We start from the raw sequence: 21,609 nt of genomic DNA, 5'->3' as shown, positions 1-21,609 counted from the left end.
AAGATGAACTTCTAAATTCTTCGACCCGTTTGCCTGGTCGTTTCGCGATGTTATTAGCGACGGATTTTCTTCAGATCCGAAGATGTTTGCGCCTATAACTCGGGAAACTGCATATGTCACCGTCCGATCGTCGGCAAGATCTTCGTCAGGCAATCCAGTTTGCCATGCAAAATCTAAAATATTGGAAGCTGGACGCCAGCGTTCAAGAGTTCTACGAAGCATGGCTGCAACGACTAGATGCCACAGACGAGCCGTGTGAATACCTAAGGCCTCCCGAAGAAGACGAGGCCCCAAGAGGCCCGCGGCAACAGCTGCGCTACCGTGCTTTTCTCAGCCATGAGCTAGACCAACACGTACGCGAAGGGCGTCTTCCCGAACATTTGGTGGCGAACCTGAAACGAGAGAATCAGCGCATTGAGGGAGAGCTAGAAACGGAGATCAATCAGACGGTCGAGCGGCACGGGGAGAACCATGAGAAAGAGGCGGCACCTGAACCAGATGTTGATCTATCCACCGACGATGGTTCCGCTGTCGAGAACGACCATAAGGTGTCGTACTCGATCGCTGGTCGACTTCTCGAGGCCGTCTTAGATCCGCGGAGCCTCCAATACTTGATGATGCTCGGTTCGGCCCTTTTAGTTTTGGGGCTGGTTATTTGGCTTGCGACTCAAGGTTTCTTTGACGACCCGAAGGTGATTGCGGCGTGCGCAGCGGTCGCAAACCTCGCGGTACTTGGAAGCGGTGCCTACTTGCTGCGATTCACGCGATACGAAACGGCCGGCCGTGGGCTTACGTTGTTGGCTTGTTTGGTCATGCCCCTGCATCTTTGGTACTATGATGCTCAGGGTTTGATTGTTTTAGATGAGGGAGGGCACCTGTGGATTCCTGCCCTGGTCATCGCCGTCCTCTATGCTTCTTGTGCGTACTTAGTTCGTGATTCCCTATTCGCCTATGCAATGGTCGGGGGCATCACGCTTACCGGGCTGATGATCTTGGGCGACCAAAGTGTCGCCAGATTCTGGGAAGGCGCCGCGGTTTCCTCGCTGTTGATTGCTATTGGTGCCGTCGCAATCCATGCCGAGAGAGCGTTCGTCCCCGGTGATGGGCCGTTCAACCGCGAAGACTTTGGCAGGGCTTTCTATCGTGCCGGACATTGTGTCCTCTTGGGTGGACTTTTCGTGCTCGTGAGTTGGACGGTCAGTTCCTGGACCTACGGCGGGGTATTGTCCGACTTGTGGAGTCTCTGGTGGAATGGCCCATTGCCCTTCGATGAGCCATCACTGGTGACAAGCACCAAATTGAAGTTGCTGGCCGTCGGTCTTTGCCTCGGTGCGACATATCTTTATGGCTATTCCTACTTGTTCGTGACACGACAGGCGGTTTGGGTCTGCGGAGGGATCGCCACTTTTCTCTGGGCCGAGGTGATGTTCGTCGACGCGCTGCCAGTCCCGGTAACGGCAGAACTCATTATGCTGGTCGTGGCGGTGACGGCAATTGTCTTCCAGGCATTTGCCTGGGCCACCGGCAGCCTGAGGAAGGCAGAGCAAGAGGGAAATCGATCGATCACATTGTCTACCACGATGCAGACGATGGCGTGCGTGTTTCTACTGGTTCCCTTGTCGATGGCAATTGCTGGATATCTTCGAACGAACTTCCAATTCTTCCTAGCTCAAGAGATAACGCTGTTGTTTGCTGCCGCCATAGGGACAACCGCAGTGGCGTGCTGGCTGGGCCTATGGATGGCGCGAGACCGGCAAGTGTATCTAGGCATGACGTACGCGATATGCTCATGCATCGCCGTGCTATTGACCGTGTTTAGTGGATTGGCCTTGTTGAACTGGGAAGCTTGGGATCTGGCTGGCCCGTTGCTGATGATCGTTCCGCTAGGGTATTGTCTCGTGGCGAGACGATTCGGCAATCAAATCGGCGCGAACGTGCTGGTAGCGGCTTTGTGCGGAACGGGACTGCTCACGCTCGCTGTGATCGCTTCCGCCTACGTGCTACCGATTCGGAGAACGGAGCCACTTACAGGGCAAGCGAGCGAACTGATGCTCGCACTCTATCTTCTCGAAGTGAGCCTGTTTTTCGTGATTTACTCAACCATATCCAATCGGTCAGCTGGGAACATCCTGGCACTTTTAGCCGGCAGCGCTGCCGTGGTGCAGCTAGAGCACTATTGGGGTACTTCGTATGAAGTGGGGCTGTTTACGTTTGGATTAATCGGGCTGGTCGTCATACTCGTGGACCGCATATTGGATCTAGGACGTGCTGACTCGGGGGCTGGACGTCGTTCACTTGGAGTCAGCGGACAAGTTCTTTTGAGCCTGGCTGGGACTGGTAGTGTGCTGCTGGGACTGAATCGTCTGCTGATGGTGGGTTTTCATGGCGGAACGTTGATTCTCTTGCTGGGAATGATTGTCACTTCGCTATTCGCGTCGATACTTGTTGTTCCCCGAGTGGCCAGTCGATGGTACGTGGCCCTGGCCATACTTCAGGGGTGCTCTGCGTTGTTACTGATTGCATTTGGTCTGACGCTTGAGCCTTGGCAGAAACTAGAGATCTTATTGGCAGCTTTGGGATTCGTGATGCTGATCGCTTCTCACATTGGGTGGGCCCAGGAAGGCGAGCGTCAGGACGATTGGGTCACACTAGGACTGGTTGTTGGCAGCCTGCTCATGGCCGCTCCGATGGTGACCGGCCTGCTAGGCCAACGTTTTGAGTTTTACAGTGAAACGACGTATTGGCGACTGGTCCACGAAATAGGAGCGATCGCCGTCGGACTGAGTCTGCTTGGGACTGGAATCTTGTTCCGAATACGTTCCACCACCATCTTCGGTGCTATTGCCATGTTGCTGTACGTTGGCACGCTTGTGGTTTACATCCGCCTGCCTGAGCAGCTCCAAGGCGTGGCGGTCTACATGATGATCGGCGGCGGAATATTTTTTGTTGTGTCGATGCTCCTGAGCATCTTTCGCGACTATCTTCTGGCCATGCCGGAAAGATTTCGCAGTCGCAAAGGTCTATTTCGCGTGCTCACCTGGCGATAGATTGTCAGCCAGAGCACATTGTAAGAACTAAACGCGTTCCGCAATCGCAGATGATGTCGCTGGCTGCCGGCCATGGTTGACGAAGTAAAACGAAGCGACAAATAACGCCAAGAGGGACGCGCCCGTGGCGATCCAACATACCGAAGTGAAAAAGTCGAGGAAGTTCTCGCGGCCGATAAACAAGTTACGCGAGAACATGATCACCACGTACCCCAAATAACCAAACGCATCTGCGAGATACATGAGAAAACCAAGGTTTCCTCGTTCGCGGGTCATCGCCAGAAGGCGTTCGAAGACGGTGGTGTGGATCGCGACATAGGGTAGATATAGGCCAAAGCCAATGAGCACCATGAACTGAAACGCCCCAATGGATTGCGTTTGTTGTCCAAGCAAAGCGACTGCGACGATGACAAAGCCAAGGGCACATATTCCCAAGGATAGATAGAAGGCCAGGCGATTGTTGCGAACGTAAATCGAAAGACCATTCACAAACATGACTCCCAACGCAACCCACATCTCCGAGCGAGTGAAAAGCAATGGAACTGCTTCTTGTCCTAGATCTCCCCATAATTCCGCGGCGAAGTCAGCCCGGATGCTGCGGATGATGGTGATCAAAAGGTAGATGGCAACCAGAATGGATAGCCCCAGGGCATAACGGCTAAAGAGCGACCAGCGATCTTGCGGTGTCATCGTATCGCGGGGCGACCTGGCTTCCACATCTTGTTCGTTGGGTGCGGGAACCTTGGTTAGCATCGCGACGCATATGCAAAGGGGGAGCAAGAAGATCAGTCCGGCCGTGAACGGCATCCAGTCTTCACGCACTCCGTTGGCCAATAGCCACGCTCCGACCGACTTGGTGACCCCGTCGGCGAGAATAAAGCTGGTGCAAAGACCGGCCACCAGTGCTTCGGTAAGACGTCGCCCCTCCAGGAAACCGAGTACCAGGCCAAAGACCATCCCCAGACACAATCCATTGAGAAACAGCCCAACCGCATTCCATGGACGAGGCATGATGCCAAATAGAGCCAGTGCGGCCTCGGCGGCTAGAATCAGTCCGAGCAGGGCAATCGCACGACGTTTCGGCGGCATCTCGGAAATGATCTTGATGCCAAGGAACTTGGACAACATATAGCCCAGGACTTGGGTCGAGACGACGATCGTCTTGAAGTCGATTCCACCGACCATGGTTCCGTCATATTCGGCGACTGTGAACGGCTTGCGAAAACCGTACATGCAGAAGTACGTACCGAATGCGGCGAAGACGGCCCAAAATGCCCAGAAAGACTCTGATCGCTTCGAGGATTGATCCGGTAGGCTGGCGGAACTCATGGGTCAGAAGTTTCTGGGGGAACGGATTGGGTAAACGGATTGAAACAGATCGCTTAGGGACGTTCTCCAGCAGCAAGCCGCTGATTGATGTGACGTAGGACTCGCGGGAGATCTTCGATTGAGGCAATCGTAAAATGACTGCCGGCGTTCTGGAATACGGCAGACGTTGTTTCAAGTCGCTTGGTTTTTTCATCCGTATCCAACTGACAATATTCTTCGCAACTCAGGCCCATGATGCTGCTACTGTCACAGATTCCGACGGTCCAACACCCGGCATTTCGCCCAGCTTCAATGTCCGCGACGGTATCACCGATCTTGACGACGGTTTGCGGAGGGTACACGTTGAGCGTCTGCATGAGTTGGTAGATCATCCACGGGGCCGGCCGGCCCTTGGGGACATCGTCGGCACAGACGTTGGCGTCGGGTACAAAGCCCTGCTCCTCTGCTGCCTGGGACACCAAATCAGCCGCAGCGCGGAAGTAGCCTGTGGTACTACCGATTTTGATTTCGTCCGCCCGTAAATTGCGGACCACCTCGAGTAGCTGCGGCACCAATTGACTGCTTTGTTGGATCGCTTCGAGTTGATACGGAACGAATTGATCGTACATCTGCGAGACATCGGCATCTGTCCAGGAGGTCCCTTTGGAATCGAGCCAGCGTTTTGCGATCTCGTAGTTGCTGAGCATCGCGACGAGATGTTCCCGCTTATTCAACCCCATCGGACGACGTGCTTCTTCGTCAGATACCTGAACACCGTGAGCAGCAAAGACTTTGGCGAAAGCGGTTGCCGGAGCACACGAACCGAAATCGATGGTTGTGCCGGCCCAGTCAAAAACGACAAGCTGAATACTGCTATTGGATGGGGTCATGGGATCTTAAGTGTAAGGACTGCGATGAATATTGGGTTAACCGGCCGTGGCTTTTGGCGGAATCGTTTTGCGTCGGCTTCCGTTGAGGATCGTCGCTCTACCTTGAAGAAGTGAAAATAGTTCTTCCTGATTGGCCATGCGGGGATTGTTAGAAAGCCGAGCAGCGTTTACCCGACTAGCCAGACCGCGCAGGCTTTCGTCCGTACGGATACCAGCGGCAGCGAGGGTTGGCTTACAGCCAAGTGAGCTGACGAATGCTTCAATCTGCCGGCAGGCTTCTTCTACGGATGCCGCCTTCAAAATATCGAGAATCAGCGATAGCCGCTTCCGAACATGATCAGTGCCTCGCTGGTCGGCACAATCTGAGTTTGAGATACCGAAGTTATAGGCCAGAACGCTGCTCAGGGTTGTCGCGACAGCCGCCCCGTGAGGAATACCATAGTCGGCGGTTATCGCATAGGAAATCGCGTGAGGAAGCGTCGTCTTGCTAATGTTGATTGCTTTGCCGGCGAGATGCGAAGCGAGGCTCATCGCACGCCGAGCTTCAGGGGTCGGAGCATTGGTAGCCGTTGGCAAGTGCTCGAAAGCGAGCGTCGCGGCGGAGGTCGCATACGCGACCGATTCGTCAGTGGCGCCGACCGCCCAGATCGATTCGATGGCCTGGCAAAAGGCATCCAATCCGGTTGCGGCAGTCATTCTTGTGGGAACACTATAGGTCAGCTTGGGATCAACCACGGCAACGGCTGGTAGCAAGCATGGATCGGCAACCGAATACTTCTGACCATCAACGTAAACGACGGCAAAATGAGTTGCTTCGCTTCCTGTGCCAGCTGTGGTTGGAACGGCGACCAAAGGTAACGTACCTTGTTGCAGTGATAGACCTCCAACTGCGATGTCGCGAGGACTTTCCCTATGACGCGTCATCGAAGCGATCATCTTGGCGAGGTCGATTGCCGTACCTCCTCCCAAGGCAATCACCAGGTCAGGATTCGCGGCACGACATTTGGCAACCCCGCGCTCCACATCTTCTATCTTGGGGTTCGGCTCGAAGCCACTAAAAAGGGTGATCGCATCGGGCGGAAGGAACTGACGCAGCTGTGCCGCCGCTCCTGACAGCTTGTACGCAACTTCGTCAACAACCAGGAACGTGTGCGTTGCACCGTACTGCTGACAAATCCTTGGGAGCTCTGCGAGGGAGCCCTCGGATAGATAAACTGTTTGCGTATTTCCAGGGTGCGGCAAAACTCTTGGCCCTTAAAAGTTCGAAGTCCGTTTTAACGAAGCGACAACTGCTCGTCCGTGAGAGTTACATCCCACATTGGACGTCCTTTCATTTGCACCCACTCGGCATGAAGGCGAGCCGGCGACTGGGTACTGTCGACCTCGAGTCGGAGCCAAACGTGAGGAATCGCTTCACCCCGAATCAGATTGGGATGCGGCACGTTGAGTTTCGGAATCACGCTATCGTGAATCGGCGAAACGATGAATTGATGAATCGGATAACCGACCGTCTTCTCGGTTTCGTATTTGAGGTGTCGCGAGCAATGGATGTCGCCACCGATTAATACGACTCCTGAAATCTTATTTTCGCCTATGAACTCGAATAAGGCGTCTCGCTCGTGCGTATACGATCCCCAGTCGTCCGATTCTGTATTCTCCTTGTCGTCCCAAATCATGCCGCACGCAATCAGTTTGAAAGGAGCGGTGGAAGCCAACAGGGCCTCTTTCAGCCATTGCCACTGCTGTTTTCCTAAGAGTGTGGGCTGACTAGGATCGACGGGCGACTTTTCTGTCCGAGCAAACCATCGTGTATCGAGCAGAAAAACCTCGACCGGTCCATATCGGAACTTCGTGTAGATACCCGATTGGTCATGACCGAAATCTTGGTTGGCACGGTATTCAACAAACGCTTGGCGTGTGTTCTCTTTGCCCTTAAGTCTTCCATCGGAATCGTTGCGTCCAAAATCGTGATCGTCCCAAGTACCCCAGGTAGGCGTATGGCCAATGAGTGAGGCTAATTGAGGAACCTGAAGAAAGGTCCGATGACGGTCCCGGGCAACCGACAGGTCCGTTGAGTCGATATAGGGCGTATCGCCTAAAAGGACTAAGCCTTGGGCCCCCCGCTGCTCCATTTGCGTCCACAACTCTAATGGCTTGTTCGGAGCACATGACCCAAATGCCAAACAAACGCGAGTGGCCTTTGTGGGATCGGGGGCCGTATCGAAATAGTACTCTTTCCCTGAAACCAGCGGTCTGTTGGGCCCCGAGACCTTGTACTGGTACTTGGTACCTGGCTGCAGTCCGGCTACGTGCCAAGTCAAACAATTGTCGTTTTCAAGCTTAGCTTCCGCGTGGATGATACGTTCTTCGGTTCCCTCTTCTTGCAAGACTTGTAGTGAGTACTTGCCTGGCGTAGTGGGGCGAAACCAGATATTGGCGTCCACATGGGAAACGTGACCGACCATTGGGCCGGTAACACTTGGGAGGTCGCCGTCATTGGCTTCCGCAGAAGTGGCCAACAGAGAGGCGGCTGAGACGGCAAGCATCGACCGCCGATCCAGGTTGTAGGCCATTGTTTGCTTCGCTCCCATCGATATGCGTTCCCGAAGGTTAGTTGTCGGAGAAAGGTGACCACGAGTCAATATTCGTGTTCGACGTGAGCTATTCTTACCGAAAGTTGCCTGAGAGTCAACAAACGTGTTGTGAAGGCCCCGTTAAGATTGACGCGTCCCAGAGCGGAAAGAGGGATTGGGCGACGGGTGAAATCAGCAATGCCCATACAGCAACGGTACGGATCGCTTCAGAATTCAAGATCGCAGGCAAAGAACTAGGCTTGCGGTGATTGGAAGATACAAAGCACGACGGCTTGCTTCTTGTACGAGTTTACCAAGCGATGGGGAACGCTGGCGTCGAAATAGAGACTGTCTCCAGATTGGAGCTTGAAGACATCGCCATCGTACTCAAAGTCGACATTCCCAGACTGGACTAGCAGAAACTCCTCGCCCAGGTGGGGCAAGGCCTCTTCACGGGCAACCCCTGGGGGAATCGTGATCATGAACGGATCCATCGAGCGAGATTTGCGGCGATGGGCCAGCGACTCATAGATTGAGGTATTTGCCTCCGACTGGTCTCTTTCGATGACCTTTCGCTCGTTCTTGCGAACCATGGTTAGCGAGGGCTTCTCATCCAGCCCTTCTACCAATTTGGAAGTCGGAACTCCCAATGCCTTGGCAATCTCGGCTAAGGCCGGCAGAGAGGGCGTGACGCGAAAGTTTTCAACCTTCGATAGCCAACTGCGTGTTAGCCCGGTGCGTGACGCTACCTCTTCCAACGTTAAGCGTTGGTCGATGCGGAGAGAGCGGATTCGTTCAGCAAGTTCTACGAGGTTCATCGCGGTATTATATTCAACATGCCGATCGCTACAACATGCCTGATACCAGGAGTTTCCAGCTTTTGGACGGTCCCAGGCAGTGCTTAGAAAAGGGGCTCCGCCATCTCTTGATTAAGGGTCTCCCATTTCCTTAATAGGCCCTTCATCATTTTGTGATGATCCTGACTCGTTGAGAGATCATTCTGTTCCGATGGGTCATCCTGCAAATCGAATAATTGCCACTTGTCCTCCGAGTTGTGTCCGTTGGGAGCGACGATTTTCCAACGGCCTTGTCGCAGTGCGGCACGCTTTCCTTGTCGCCAATAAAGCGTTCGATCGCTTGCCAATTCGGGATTGCGGATGACACTCGCGATGTTGATGCCGTCTAATTCGACCTGTGACTTGTTGCCGATCATGCCAGTAATCGCAGGAAAGAGATCAAGCGTACTGATAATCGAATCGGATACCGATCCCCCTTCGACCTGACCCGGCCAGCGAATCAGAAACGGAACGCGAATCCCTCCTTCGTACATGCTGCCTTTGCCATCACGCAGCGGAAGATTGCTGGCGGTCGTTTCTTTGGTCGGTCCGCCGTTGTCGCTGAAGAAAACGACCAACGTGTTTTCACTTTGACCTGTCTTCTCAAGCGTCTGCAGAATCTGTCCGACACTTCGGTCCAGGTCATAAAGCATGGCCAGGAAGATGCGGCGATGGATATCGTCTTCATCCTTGAAGAGGGCCAACGTGTCGTTTTTGGCTTGCAGCGGACTGTGCACCGCATTGTAGGCAACATAAAGAAACCAAGGGCTCGTTTGGTATCGCTCGATGAAGGAGGTCGCCTCGCGGGTGATCGCGTCGGTAAAGTAAGCTTCCTCGACAACCGGTTGTCCTTCGCGAAGTACAGGGTTATTCGCATCGTAGTCCGGTTCGTCATGCCCCATATGCGATGAGTAGATCAGTTGTGGAGAAACTTCGTACCGACCTTGTTTCCCCTGCGGAAGCCCTTTGCGACGGATCCAAGTGGTCGTCTCGTTCCACGGACTAGGGACAAAATAGTGACCCTCATGCAGAAAGCCGAAGAACTCGTCGAAGCCATGCCGCTGCGGATGAAAGTCGGCTGCTCCACCGAGATGCCACTTGCCAACCAGACCAGTTGTGTACCCGGCATCGTGCAGGTATTCCGCTATGGTTTGTTGCTTGTTGGGCAGCCCTGTTTGCGGGTCTTCGTTGCGGGCACCGATAGGATTGAACTCATAGCCAAATCGCAGCGGAATTCGACCGGTTAGAAACCCAGCCCGCGACGGGCTGCAATTGGGAGCCGTCACGTAGGCTTGCGTACATCGCACAGCCTCCCGACTAAAAGCGTCAATTTGTGGCGTTTTTACGACGGCATTTCCTTGGCAGCCAAGCTCGGCATATCCAAGGTCATCGGCGACCAAGAGCAACACGTTGGGCGGTTTTGGCAGATCTGGCGCATTGGCCAATGCTGGCCTCACCAGAATACCCAATAGTAGGCAGGCAATGCCGGTCAGAGTGCATTTGCAATTGAGGGAATATCGCATGTTGTCGTTTGGATCTTGGAGAGCGATCAAGGGAGATTGAAGGACGATTTGCCGGGTTTTTGCGATGGGATGAGACGTTCTAGCTTAGCCAAGAAACCTTGACGAAAGCAAAAATTCTATGGATATTTAAGGTTCCTTCCTATCGCTTCCGTTCGAAGTCTTGTTCCCTCCTTATAGATTGTTGATTCGCCAAACGCCATGTCCGCTTGCGTTCTGGCCCTTCTCAATAGGTAATGCTGATGAGATTGCTTCGCTGCCATCTACTCGTCCTAACTTTCATGATGGTTTGCATTTGCGCAACTGTTCACGCATCTGAGCCCGTCGTGATGTGGGACTTCGGTGCGGAAGAAGAAACACCGCTCATCGCTCACGGGGGTGTCCACCGTGACGTCCCTGGACCACGTCCGCCTTCGTATCCCGATTTTGATGCAGACAATACGGCGGTGAAGTTTGATGGTCGGGGTGCCTACTTCTCGTACGACGACCCGGGCCATCTCAGTCCGTTTGACTTTACCAACGGCGATTCCATCACGATCGAAGCCTGGGTGAATGCACGCGATCTAAAAGACGGTGAGAACCTATACATCATGGGTAAAGGCCGTACCGGCAACCCGGAGTTCGCCCCTGACAACCAAAACTGGGCTCTGCGACTTCGAGGAGAGAAAGGAACGGCCTGTGCCAGTTTTTTGTTTGCGACCCCAGGCAAGGGCTTAAAGTCACACTGGCATCGCTGGACAACTCATGACGGTTTTATCCCTCGCACAGGTTGGCATCATGTTGCTGTCATCTACGAGTTTGGCAAACCCGAGAGCGTCCAAGGTTGGATCGACGGCAAGCAACTGCCTGGTGCCTGGGACATGGGTGGACCAACAACCGTGCCCCCTTTCGTCGATGATGACAGCGTTTGGATCGGATCTGCATTGAACGGTAGTGCCTCGAATTCGTTTCGCGGATATCTGGATGCCGTCGCACTTCATCGCGTGGCACTTGATGGGGAAACGCTCAAGAAGCGATTCCATCGTGTTGGTGAAGCTCCGAAGCCGGAACCGGTACCTGAGTCGATGCCGAAACTTGGCGAACTTCCCGCGGATCGCGTCACGGTCACGTTCCACGAAGGGATGCCGTCTCATACCCGGTGGCTTGATTTCGATGAAGACTATCCGGCCGAAGCCGACCGCTGGGAAACCACCGAGTTCCTCACACCACGGCTTCCGTTACGTTATGACAACTGGGGAATTCGTGATAGTTGGAACGCACCGGTATTGGTACGCATGGCGGCAGATGTTGCTTTGCCGGAAGGCGAGCAAACGTTTCTTCTGCGTGCACGAGGACTCAGCCGACTGTGGGTCGACGGAAAGCTTGTCGCCAAGACGGGTGCTCTGCAAGGCTCACCAAGCGGAGAGGAGCCCATCACCCCCGTCGCCGATCCTCCCCTGCCCGGTCATCGGATCAAGCAGCATCGTCTACACGAAGAGAAGGGAACTTTTCAGACCTCCAACAAGGGTACGCACCGCGTTGTCGTTGAGACGATGGCCGGTGGCAAGAAATTCCGAGCTGAGCCAGGAGAGTTTACCGTTGCGATTCTTTCCCAGGACGGTAAGCAGTATCACGTGCTTGGCCCTGTGGGAAGCCCCGATGCCCCGCTTCCATTGACGGATGAGGCGTTCGAAGGTGCGCTGGAGCGCATCGAGAGCTCGCTGGCATCGCACGATGACCATAACCGACGCAAGGCCACCAAGTCGCGGGATACCTTTTGGGAAAAACGGCATCGATTGGCCAAGCAGTGGGCCGAAGGCAACCCAGGCCCAGCGATTCCAAGCAGCGCGTCAGCCACCAATCCGATCGATGCATTCATTGCCAGTCGAATTGAACAGGCCAAGGCCGCTGTCAAAGGAACATCACCGGACGAAGCGAAACAGTTTCATTCCGAGGTTCTGCCGATCTTGCGAAGCGAGTGCTTCCGTTGCCACAGCGAAAAGGATTCAGGCGGGCTGCAGTTGAACTCACGCGAGATGGCGGTTGGCGGTGGTTATTCTGGGCCTGCGATTGTGCCTGGAGATGCCTCTGCCAGTGAGATGATGATCCGCATTCGCCACGAAGATGCCGATATGCGGATGCCACCAACTGGCAAGCCACTTTCCTCCGAGCAGATGAAGACCCTGGAAACATGGATTAACGAGGGTGCGAAATGGCCGGAGCTCCCCCTATCGGCGGAAGAAACGGAGCTTTCGCCGGTTGTTGGCGATGCCAAGTTTATCCGCAGGGCCTATCTCGATACGGTGGGTGTGATTCCTACGGAGGAAGAAGTACGGGCCTTTCTTAGCGACAACTCGTCGGACAAGCGTGCCAAACTGATTGATCGCCTATTGGAAGATCCACGTTGGGCCGACCATTGGGTCAGTTACTGGCAAGACGTGTTGGCCGAGAACCCAACATTGATCAACGCGACGCTGAATGCTAGCGGCCCATTTCGTTGGTTCCTACACGATGCGTTGCGTGACGATAAATCACTCGATCGGATGGTTACTGAGTTGATGATGATGCGAGGTAGTCCGGAAGATGGTGGTAGCGCCGGTTTCGCGAAAGCCGCACAGAACGATTCTCCCTTTGCCGCAAAGGGGCATGTCGTCGCCAATGCGTTCCTGGGGATAGAACTGCAATGTGCTCGCTGCCACGACTCCCCTTATCACAGCACAACGCAAGAGGATCTCTACTCCATCGCGGCAATGTTCGCCAGGAAGCCTCTTTCCGTTCCCAAATCGAGTTCGGTTCCGGTCGCGTTCTTTGAGAGCCAGGATCGTGAACCACTGATTGAAGTGACGCTTAAACCTGGTCAGGCGGTCCAGCCCCAGTGGCCCTTCTCGGATGAGACTGGCATCGAGGATGGCGAATCCTTGGCGGCCTATCTTGAGGACGAAAAGGATAGCCGCGAGCGATTGACGGCGCTGGTAACTGCCCCTGAGAACGAGCGTTTTGCCGAAGTATCGGTCAACCGCATCTGGCGGCGACTAATCGGTGCTGGAATCGTTGAACCGCCACACGACTGGGAAGGAGCAAAGCCAAGTCATCCGAAACTGTTGAAGTGGTTAGCCCGCGACTTTGTTGCTAGTGGATACAGCGTTAAACATACCACGCGTCTGATCATGAACTCGAGTCTCTACCAACGTGAGGCGACAGGTAACCAGCAGGATGCCGATCCCACTCGGCGTTTGTTCAACGCTCCGCAGCGTCGCCGGATGACTGCCGAACAGATCGTCGACTCGTTTTACGAAGGGGCTGGTAAAGAGATCAACGTCGAGATGCTAACACTTGATCCGGATGGTCGTCGTCCGGCCAGCAATCGAAACAATCTGGGCTGTGTCGAACGTGCCTGGATGCTGGCAAGTATCTCGAATGAACGCGACCGGCCTAGTTTGACGCTTCCTCGAGTTTCAGTCATCGACGACGTGATGGTTGCCTTCGGCTGGTCAGCCGAACGGCAGATTCCTCGCACCGATCGCGAGACCGATCCGAACGTGCTTCAGCCAGCGGTGATCGCCAACGGCACGATGACCGTTTGGCTGACTAGGGCATCCCACGAAAGCCCTCTGGCAGATTTGGCCGTTGAAGCCAAGTCGCCTGAGCAATTGGTCGATTCGGTCTTCCTGCGGTTCCTAAGTCGAATGCCAAGTGAACAGGAACGGGCACTGTTTGCCGATGTACTTCGCGATGGCTTCGATAAGCGACTGGTTCCCAAAGATCAGATTAAAGAGCCGGTACCGCTTGAGCGTCTTCCGCAAGTGACGTGGTCGAACCATTTGCGTTCAGACGCCAATACGATTCAACAGGAACATGCTCGCCGAGCACGAGTTGGACCGCCTGCCGACCCACGGCTTCAGCCTCAGTGGCGAGAGGTCTACGAAGATATGGTGTGGAGTGTGGTAAACCTGCGAGAATTCGTCTGGATGCCATAACGGACGACGGCGTTCGCGAACCGATCAAAATCACTCATTTTGAAGCAAATCCGATGAGCAACAGTAACCAAAATTCCGGCGTCAATCGGCGACAATTCCTGGCTGCTTCGGCAGCGACGGCCATGGCAACGTCCGTGGCCGGCGCGATGCCGGCGGGAAATCGTATCAGCGGACAGGCCGAACATGTCATCTCCATCTGGCTGGGTGGCGGCATGGGACAGGTCGATACGTTCGACCCCAAGACCAAAGGGGATCCGAAGTCCAAAAAACCTGGATCCTATTACGAATCCATCCCGACTTGTTTCAACGATGTCCAGCTGTGCGAGCACCTTCCGAAGCTGGCTCCGATTATGGATCGTGTTACGGCAGTCCGTACGGTCAATCACGCTGTGATCGACGAGCACGCCGCGGCGACCAACTGGATGCACGTGGGGCGGCCTGTCAGTGGAACGGTCGTCTATCCATCGTTAGGATCGATTGTCGCGCACGAGCGCGGAGCGGCTTCTGATGATGTGCCAGCGTACGTTCTGATTGGTTACCCGAATGCGACTCGCGGGCCAGGCTTCCTTGGAGCGCAGCACAGCTATCTCTATCTGACCGAAACGGGCCGCGGACCGGCTGGTCTTTCGCCTCCGCTAGGTGTGGATCGCGCGAGACAGCAGCGGCGTGAGAGCTTTCTGACCAAGCTTCGCAGCCTGCAACCGGAAACGCGCGAGGCTGCGTTGAAGGATTACGAGGCGACCATCGACCTCAGCTTGAAGCTGAGTGGCCCTGAATTCATGAGCAGCTTTGACCTCGACCGAGAAGCGACTGATCTGCGTGAGGGGTACGGTGGAGAGTTTGGTCAACGATGTCTACTCGCCCGACGGCTGGTTGAACGAGGCGTTCGCTTTATCGAAGTCTCGCACAACCTCAACTTCCTGAATGGCGCTGGCTGGGACGTCCACAACGGGGGAATTCTGGAACAACACAAGCTGATCCAGGAACTCGATACGGCCATGGCAGCCCTGATCCTCGATCTTGAGCAAAGGAAGATGCTCGATAAGACGTTGATCGTGGTCACCACTGAGTTCGGACGACCGCCTGAGTTTGACAGTGGCGGCGGACGTGGTCACCAAGGGTCGGCATTCACGTGCGTGCTTGCTGGTGGCGGGCTGAAGCACTCAGGTGCCTATGGTCAGACGGACGAGCTAGGAAAGAAGATTGTCAGCAACCCAGTCTCTGTCCCTGACTTCTTCGCAACCATTCACGCATCGATGGGCATTGATTATGCCAAATCGCTATACGATGGCGATCGTCCCGTTCCAATCACTGACGGTGGTCAGCCCATCAAGGCCCTGTTCGCTTAGTGAGTGAAGCTTAGGCGGTCCGCTGGACGGTCGTTCCGTTGGTGCGTACGATTAGCCGCTTCATTTCTAAGATGCTGAGCGTTGATAGAACGCGGTGCACGGGCAACTTGGAACGCGCGACCAGTGCGTCTAACGACATCGGTGTCAGATCGATGTGCTGAAGGACCTGTTGTTCCTGTTCGTTGAGCTTGAGCTCGGCTGGCTGAAGAACCGTTTGCCCGTCGGAGACTTGCAGTGGTTCGCGAAGCGGCCCGAGTTGCTCGATCACGTCGTCGACCGACTGAACAAGCGTGGCGCCATCGCGGATGAGGCTGTTTACTCCGCGAGCAACTGGGTTATCGATTTGACCTGGCACGGCGAAGACCTCACGGTTCTGTTCCATCGCCATGCGAGCGGAAATCAACGCCCCACTGCGGGCAGCGGCTTCAATGATCACAACGCCGAGACTCATCCCAGTAATCAAACGATTCCGCTGTGGAAATGCTCCGGCGATTGGGCTGACCAATGGTGCCGCTTCGCTAACGACGGCGCCGTTTGCGGCCACTTCTGCAGCAAGTTCTTCGTGCTCCGGCGGATAGATCTTCGAGACGCCACCCCCAAGGAAGGCAATTGTGCGACCCTTGGCCTTGAGTGCCCCGCGATGCGCCGCGGCATCAATCCCACGGGCGAGGCCGCTGGCGATGGTGAAACCAGCTTTGGCGAGTTCATACCCGAATCGCTCGGCCTGCTTCTTGCCGTAGTGCGTGGCATGTCGCGTACCGACGACTGCCACAGCGAGTTCGTCACAAGGGAGGAGCTCTCCTTTGACAAACAGCAAGGTAGGCGGATCGGCGATCTCACGAAGAAGCTCCGGAAAGGCTTCACAGGAACGCGTCAAAATCTGGATACCGAAGTCCTGACAATGATCCAGCTCGCGCTGCACATCGAGCTGACTGGCAGAAGCGATCGTCTTGGCGACTTTCGGCCCGATACCAGAAACCGCTTGAAGTTGGCTTGTCGTTGCTGCGAGGGCTGCGGAAAGCGATCCGAAATAGTTCTGCAGCGCCTGAACTTTCGCAGGGCCGATCCCCGAACTGAGTGCCAGGCGTAAGGCAGCAATAAATTCAGGATCTTGCAGCGTGTTGTCGTCGACGGAACTCATGCAGGCCTCACCGTAAGGGCGGTATGGTAGTCCGCCATTATAGGGGCCGCTGCTCTGGAGTCGAGCAAATAGTCCGCTGACTAGCTGGAGTATCCGTCGGTCCAGGCCTGCATGGCGACATCTGATGGAACGTCCGGTGTCAGAACCACTTTGCCAATGCTGTGCGGGACGATGAAACGCAGCTTGCCATGCTCGACCTTCTTGTCGCGCTGCATGGCCGAAAGAATGGCATCTTCATCCACCTTCGGGACTTCCACCGGCAACCCGAGTGCCGTGAGGAGATGGTCTTGCCGTTGGGTTGCCTCCGAATCGAAGACCCCCAGTTTTTCTCCCAGGCGAGAAGCACAGAGCATCCCGACGGAGACCGCCTCGCCATGAAGGTACTCGCCATAGCCGGAAACCGTTTCCAGGGCGTGGCAGTACGTATGGCCGTAGTTGAGGATCGCACGCAGACCGGTCGTTTCGCGTTCGTCTTCGGCGACGACCTGAGCCTTTAGTTCACAGCTCCGCGCAACAATCTTCTGAAGCACGGTCGGATCACGGTCAAGGATTGGCTGAACGTTCGCTTCCAGATAATCAAAGAATTCCGGATCGAGGATCACGCCATACTTCACCACTTCCGCCAAACCGGATAGGTACTCGCGACGCGGAAGGGTTTCCAGGACCGCCGTATCAATCAGCACGCCTTTCGGTTGCCAAAAGCATCCCACGATGTTCTTGGCCGCGGGCAAGTTGATACCGACTTTGCCCCCGACGCTGCTATCGACCTGAGCGAGAAGCGTGGTCGGAATCTGAAAGAAATCAAGACCACGGGTCATCGTTGCCGCAATGAAACCAGCCAGATCACCGATCACACCGCCCCCCAGGGCCACGACAATCGACTTACGATCTACTCGATCTGCCAGCGCCTTTTCCCACAGCTCTTGGGAGGTTGCTACCGACTTGCTTGGTTCGCCTGCCGGCACGACCAGTTTGGTAACGCGAATGCCTTCCGCTTCCAGGCTTTCGTTGACAGGATCCAGGTAATGCTTGGCGACATTGGCATCACTAATCAGCACGGCGTGAGTCACGCTTCTTAATGACGTGATCCACCGACCGACCTCCGCCAGGTTGCCTGTCCCGATGGAAATATCGTAAGAACGCTCAGACAGCGGGACGTGAACGGTCTGTGATGCAAAGGCGGTAGGATCTGAGGCGGTCATTGGAATCTTTGGAACTATTCGGGGCTTGTTTAGGTTTTCGCTTCCAGGCGAGCCACGTCTTCTTGCGTTACGGTTATCTGTCGACAGAAGCCCGTATGTAGGCGAACGTACTCCAGGTGGCCGCACGATGCGGCATCCGCATGAAGCTGCCGAGCGATTGGCCCGCGCCTTTCCGCAGGGACATCGGCGAGCTCATCTGGCCAGATGGTCTTTTCCTCGACAATCAACGATTCGCGGTAGGGGTCGAATTTGTCTGGCAACCGACTATCCTTTGAGAGTCTTGGCACGCACCTTAGGTTCGCCGTCACGACGATCCGTGATTTATTGAGTATAAATCAGGTGAGCTTCGCCGAACATTCCCGATAGGAGTTCTCGTTGTCAACTTCCCGTAAGAGTTCGATTTCCAGGCCCGGCGTCAGCTCGGGTAAATTGGTCGTCGCTGCCATGATTCTGATAGCCGCGGTTTTGGCTGGCATTACGGTCTGGCATCATTGGTCGAAGGGGTACGCTTCGATCGCTTACTGGGGAGCAGCCAACGGCGAAAACATTCGTTATGCACCGATTGTGAAGCTGAAGACAGCCGGGAAGTCGTTCGATATTTCCAAGGCGCGTGGGCTGGTCCATTTTCGCCAGGCGTTGATCGAAGACGCCAGTTTTACGGGAACCACTGCCCAGGAGGCGTCGGAGCCGGCTTGGACGCACGAAGTCGTCTTTTCATGGCCGGAAAAGAGTGACGTCACTGTCGTTCAATTCGATCTCGAAAGAGGGTTACTGGCACTACCAGAGCACCCCAATGCCTTGATTGCTAAGCCAGACCCAACTCTCAGCGGCCTTTCTACATTCTTCGCCGATGTGACCTCAGACGCATCTCAGTAAAGCCCGCGAACTTTTACCGTCGCGAGGACATTGCTTGGATGTAGCCCGTGAGCATACCGGCTACCAGGCCGCCCGTATGGGCAAGGTTGGCGACGCCACCCATTAGTCCAAACCAACAAAGGAAAAACCACAGCATCAAGATGATGATTGACGACTGGTTAATCATGATGCCAAAGGTCGGATCGTGGTTCGAGCGAATCCAGAGATAACCAAACAGCCCGTAGACAACGCCGGAATAGCCGAGGAAGTTCACCCCGCCGTAGTAACGTTCGTATTGAGCGAGGTCGCCGCCGTATAGTTCGATATACATTGGGATTACCCCCTGGGCCAGATTACCGGCGAGCGCCAAACCAACGTTCAGCAGCAGGAACTGGAAACTGCCCATTCGGCGTTCCAAGATGGGGCCGAGCATGAAGAGCATGTACATGTTGAAACCAACATGCAAGATCGCCATGCTTCCGCTGCGGGCATGCAAAAAGGCCGGCGTAATCAGTCGCCAGACTTGGCCCCGCTCAATAGTGCGTAGCGAGTTCGGCTCTGGCGAGATTCCGTAGGCTTGCAAATCTTGCGGAGAAAGAAAGCTGAGTGCTCCGTAGATCTGATCGCCCAGACCTGGGTTCTTCATGGAATAGTTCGACGCGAACATCCCAATGGCGGCGATCACGACACAGATGATCAGAATGCCCTTGGTGACCGGCGCCCCAGATAGTCCTGCGCCCGCACCAACCGAGCGATGCTTCACCTCGTGGACGTTCTTGCGACGCTCTTTCTCGCGAAGCTGCTCCATCTTGCGGATGCCAGCGGCTTCATCACCGGCGGTGCGATAGCGACTGTCATCCGGGTTCGAGCGGAATGCTTCGAGTTCGGTTCGTGCCTGATCGACTTGGTTTTCTTCGTGGATCCAGACAGACCACTCACCCTGCGAATTCGCATCGGCTTTGGAGTGGATGCCTTGCGTCAACAAATAGTCGACGAAGCGGGCAGCATGGGTTTCGGAAGAGAGCTTACCGATTTGGCGCATGACAATCTGTGGTTATTTGACTTCTCCGGATTGAAGCCGCCGATGCGCCTCCTCTACTTCATCGTAGTAGGAACGCCGTTGCAATTGCGAGGCCGATTCTTCGTCGAGAATCACGACCACATCCTGATGGAACTGCAATGCACTACCGGTGACTTGTGCCGTAACTGGTCCTTCGACCGTCGCGGCAATTGCTTCGGCCTTATCCTTGCCGAAAGCGAGAAGTATACACTTCTTCGATTCGAGGATGGTACCCACCCCCATCGTGATGGCCAACCGAGGCACGTCTTCTTCGGTGCCGAAGAAGCGAGCGTTGTCACGAATGGTTTCCGGAGCGAGCGTCTTCAACCGAGTACGGCTTCCCAACGATGAACCTGGTTCGTTGAACGCGATATGTCCGTCGCGGCCAATTCCCAGAATCTGCAGATCGATGCCGCCAGCCTCGGCGATCATGGCCTCGTATTGAGGTCCATAAGTCTCGTAATCGAGAGCCCGACCGTCGGGAACGTGGGTATTGCGGATGTCGATATTGATGTGACGGAATAGGTTTTCCGTCATGAAATGGCGATAGCTTTGGGGATGAGTCGGTGGAAGACCGACGTATTCGTCCAGGTTAAACGAGGTAACCCGGGAAAAATCAAGCCCTTCGCTCTGGTGCATGCGAATCAGTTCTTGATAGAGCTTCAGCGGGGTTCCGCCGGTCGCTAAACCCAGGATAGCACGGGGTTTCTTGCGAACCAGTTGAGCGACAATCGCGGCGGCACGCTGACTTCCGTGTTCGGCCGAAGATTCGATAATGACACGCACGGGGCGTTTCCTCTAGCTTCTTGAAGGGGCTTGGCAGAATGATGCTATCAAGCTTTCGATCATAGACCACAGTTACCTAACCGAAAAGGCAACGACCATATAAACTTGCGCGGGAATTCAGGGAAAACCGGTCTAGAAATCATTTGGCGGTCCTGATTACAATCCCCCACGATGCTGGCACCGCTGCACGCGCCAGAATTGCCGGAAAGTTTCGCTTTACAACAAGGAGGTTGTCATGCGGTCGATTGCTATTTTGAATCAAAAAGGGGGCGTTGGAAAAACGACCACCGCAGTCAACCTCGCTTCGGCCATCGCTCGTATGGGGCACAAGGTCTGTGTCCTGGATCTCGATCCCCAGGCACATGCCTCGCTACATCTCGGGATTGGGGTCGCTTCGGGAAGCGAATCGATCTACCAGGTGCTCATGGGCGAAGCTTCCCTGGAAGACGTCCGTCACGAAGCTGGCGAAAACCTATGGTGCATCCCCGCTCACCTCGATTTGGCCGCCGCCGAAATGGAACTGGCTGGCGAAGTTGGTCGCGAGATGATTCTTCGTGACGCGATGGAAGTCCATGGCGAGCAATACGATTACTTGATCATTGACTGTCCGCCGAGCCTGGGCGTACTTACTCTCAATGCGTTGGCTTGCGTCGATGAAGTCTTTCTACCGCTACAGCCTCACTTCCTTGCCTTGCATGGTCTGAGCAAACTGCTTCGTACGGTGGATATCGTCTCCAAACGAATCAATCCCGGCTTGAAGCTTTCCGGCGTGGTGCTTTGCCTGTTTGAGTCGGGAACGCGACTGGCCGGAGAAGTGGCCGGCGACGTTCACGAGTTCTTCGGTCAGGGTACGTCAGAAGGACGGACATGGTCCAGTGCCGAAGTGTTTCAAACGCGTATCCGTCGCAACATTCGCCTGGCAGAAGCACCTAGTTTCGGGCAATCGATTTTCGATTATGATCCGAATTCCAACGGTGCCGAAGACTATACAAACCTGGCTCGGGAAGTCTTGGGCCTCGGTTTGGCCAGCAAGTCACCCGAAGAAACCATGGCCGAATCAGCAGCGGCTTAGGACCACAATTCGGC

Annotated in this window: 16 protein-coding genes; 5 read left to right on the top strand and 11 right to left on the bottom strand. The window is 55.0% G+C overall.

What is annotated here, in order from left to right; genetic code table 11:
* Positions 1 to 113: 113 nt before the first annotated feature.
* Entirely contained in the window at positions 114 to 3,047 is a 2,934-nt protein-coding gene (locus PSR63_RS26090; RefSeq protein WP_274328974.1) for a hypothetical protein, read from the top strand.
* A gap of 27 nt (positions 3,048 to 3,074) precedes the next feature.
* Here PSR63_RS26090 and PSR63_RS26085 read toward each other — a convergent pair whose 3' ends face one another.
* The 6 genes from PSR63_RS26085 to PSR63_RS26060 form a co-directional block, all read right to left on the bottom strand.
* Positions 3,075 to 4,376, bottom strand: coding sequence for a DUF5690 family protein (locus PSR63_RS26085; protein WP_274328972.1), 1,302 nt, complete (start codon positions 4,374 to 4,376; stop codon positions 3,075 to 3,077).
* Between the two features lie 53 nt (positions 4,377 to 4,429).
* Positions 4,430 to 5,245, bottom strand: a complete 816-nt coding sequence (gene phnX, locus PSR63_RS26080) for a phosphonoacetaldehyde hydrolase (RefSeq protein WP_274328970.1) — start codon at positions 5,243 to 5,245, stop codon at positions 4,430 to 4,432.
* Positions 5,246 to 5,281: 36 nt separating this feature from the next.
* Positions 5,282 to 6,487 carry a phosphonoacetaldehyde reductase gene (locus tag PSR63_RS26075; protein WP_274328968.1) on the bottom strand — a complete coding sequence of 402 codons (1,206 nt, stop codon included), beginning with the start codon at positions 6,485 to 6,487 and terminating at the stop codon, positions 5,282 to 5,284.
* A 32-nt stretch (positions 6,488 to 6,519) separates the two neighbouring features.
* On the bottom strand, positions 6,520 to 7,836 hold the full coding sequence (locus PSR63_RS26070) for an alkaline phosphatase D family protein (protein ID WP_274328966.1): 1,317 nt from the start codon (positions 7,834 to 7,836) through the stop codon (positions 6,520 to 6,522).
* A 236-nt stretch (positions 7,837 to 8,072) separates the two neighbouring features.
* Positions 8,073 to 8,636: a helix-turn-helix domain-containing protein gene (locus tag PSR63_RS26065; protein WP_274328964.1), complete on the bottom strand. Its 564-nt coding sequence runs from the start codon at positions 8,634 to 8,636 to the stop codon at positions 8,073 to 8,075.
* An 83-nt stretch (positions 8,637 to 8,719) separates the two neighbouring features.
* Positions 8,720 to 10,177 carry a sulfatase-like hydrolase/transferase gene (locus tag PSR63_RS26060; RefSeq protein WP_274328962.1) on the bottom strand — a complete coding sequence of 486 codons (1,458 nt, stop codon included), beginning with the start codon at positions 10,175 to 10,177 and terminating at the stop codon, positions 8,720 to 8,722.
* A 326-nt stretch (positions 10,178 to 10,503) separates the two neighbouring features.
* Between PSR63_RS26060 and PSR63_RS26055 the strand changes: the two genes are divergently transcribed.
* Both PSR63_RS26055 and PSR63_RS26050 read left to right on the top strand, forming a co-directional pair.
* A complete protein-coding gene (locus tag PSR63_RS26055; protein ID WP_274334264.1) occupies positions 10,504 to 14,130 on the top strand; it encodes a DUF1553 domain-containing protein in 3,627 nt (1,208 codons plus the stop codon).
* A gap of 53 nt (positions 14,131 to 14,183) precedes the next feature.
* On the top strand, positions 14,184 to 15,479 hold the full coding sequence (locus PSR63_RS26050) for a DUF1501 domain-containing protein (RefSeq protein WP_338000658.1): 1,296 nt from the start codon (positions 14,184 to 14,186) through the stop codon (positions 15,477 to 15,479).
* 10 nt (positions 15,480 to 15,489) lie between these two features.
* Here the strand turns inward: PSR63_RS26050 and dprA are convergent, their stop codons facing one another.
* The 3 genes from dprA to PSR63_RS26035 all read right to left on the bottom strand — a co-directional run bounded on the left by dprA (position 15,490) and on the right by PSR63_RS26035 (position 18,082).
* Positions 15,490 to 16,620: a DNA-processing protein DprA gene (gene dprA, locus PSR63_RS26045; protein WP_274328960.1), complete on the bottom strand. Its 1,131-nt coding sequence runs from the start codon at positions 16,618 to 16,620 to the stop codon at positions 15,490 to 15,492.
* Positions 16,621 to 16,700: 80 nt separating this feature from the next.
* On the bottom strand, positions 16,701 to 17,822 hold the full coding sequence (aroB, locus tag PSR63_RS26040; protein ID WP_274328958.1) for a 3-dehydroquinate synthase: 1,122 nt from the start codon (positions 17,820 to 17,822) through the stop codon (positions 16,701 to 16,703).
* A 29-nt stretch (positions 17,823 to 17,851) separates the two neighbouring features.
* The gene (locus PSR63_RS26035) at positions 17,852 to 18,082 is read right to left on the bottom strand and encodes a hypothetical protein (RefSeq protein WP_274328956.1); all 231 of its coding nucleotides are present in this window, start codon (positions 18,080 to 18,082) and stop codon (positions 17,852 to 17,854) included.
* A 115-nt stretch (positions 18,083 to 18,197) separates the two neighbouring features.
* Between PSR63_RS26035 and PSR63_RS26030 the strand changes: the two genes are divergently transcribed.
* Positions 18,198 to 18,698 (top strand): hypothetical protein, encoded by a 501-nt coding sequence (locus PSR63_RS26030; protein WP_274328954.1) that lies wholly within the window; start codon positions 18,198 to 18,200, stop codon positions 18,696 to 18,698.
* A gap of 13 nt (positions 18,699 to 18,711) precedes the next feature.
* On the opposite strand, the gene PSR63_RS26025 is transcribed toward PSR63_RS26030, so the two are convergent.
* Together PSR63_RS26025 and nagB are read right to left on the bottom strand one after the other, a co-directional pair.
* Entirely contained in the window at positions 18,712 to 19,719 is a 1,008-nt protein-coding gene (locus PSR63_RS26025) for a rhomboid family intramembrane serine protease (RefSeq protein ID WP_274328952.1), read from the bottom strand.
* A gap of 12 nt (positions 19,720 to 19,731) precedes the next feature.
* Positions 19,732 to 20,523, bottom strand: a complete 792-nt coding sequence (gene nagB / locus PSR63_RS26020) for a glucosamine-6-phosphate deaminase (protein ID WP_274328950.1) — start codon at positions 20,521 to 20,523, stop codon at positions 19,732 to 19,734.
* Positions 20,524 to 20,758: 235 nt separating this feature from the next.
* Between nagB and PSR63_RS26015 the strand changes: the two genes are divergently transcribed.
* The gene (locus PSR63_RS26015; protein ID WP_274328948.1) at positions 20,759 to 21,595 is read left to right on the top strand and encodes a ParA family protein; all 837 of its coding nucleotides are present in this window, start codon (positions 20,759 to 20,761) and stop codon (positions 21,593 to 21,595) included.
* The last annotated feature ends 14 nt before the right edge of the window (positions 21,596 to 21,609 follow it).

The sequence above is a fragment of the Bremerella sp. P1 genome (genome assembly GCF_028748185.1).
Classification (GTDB): Bacteria; Planctomycetota; Planctomycetia; order Pirellulales; family Pirellulaceae; genus Bremerella.
Note: the sequence above shows the minus strand (reverse complement) of the source record. Positions and strands in the feature narration are given on the sequence as shown.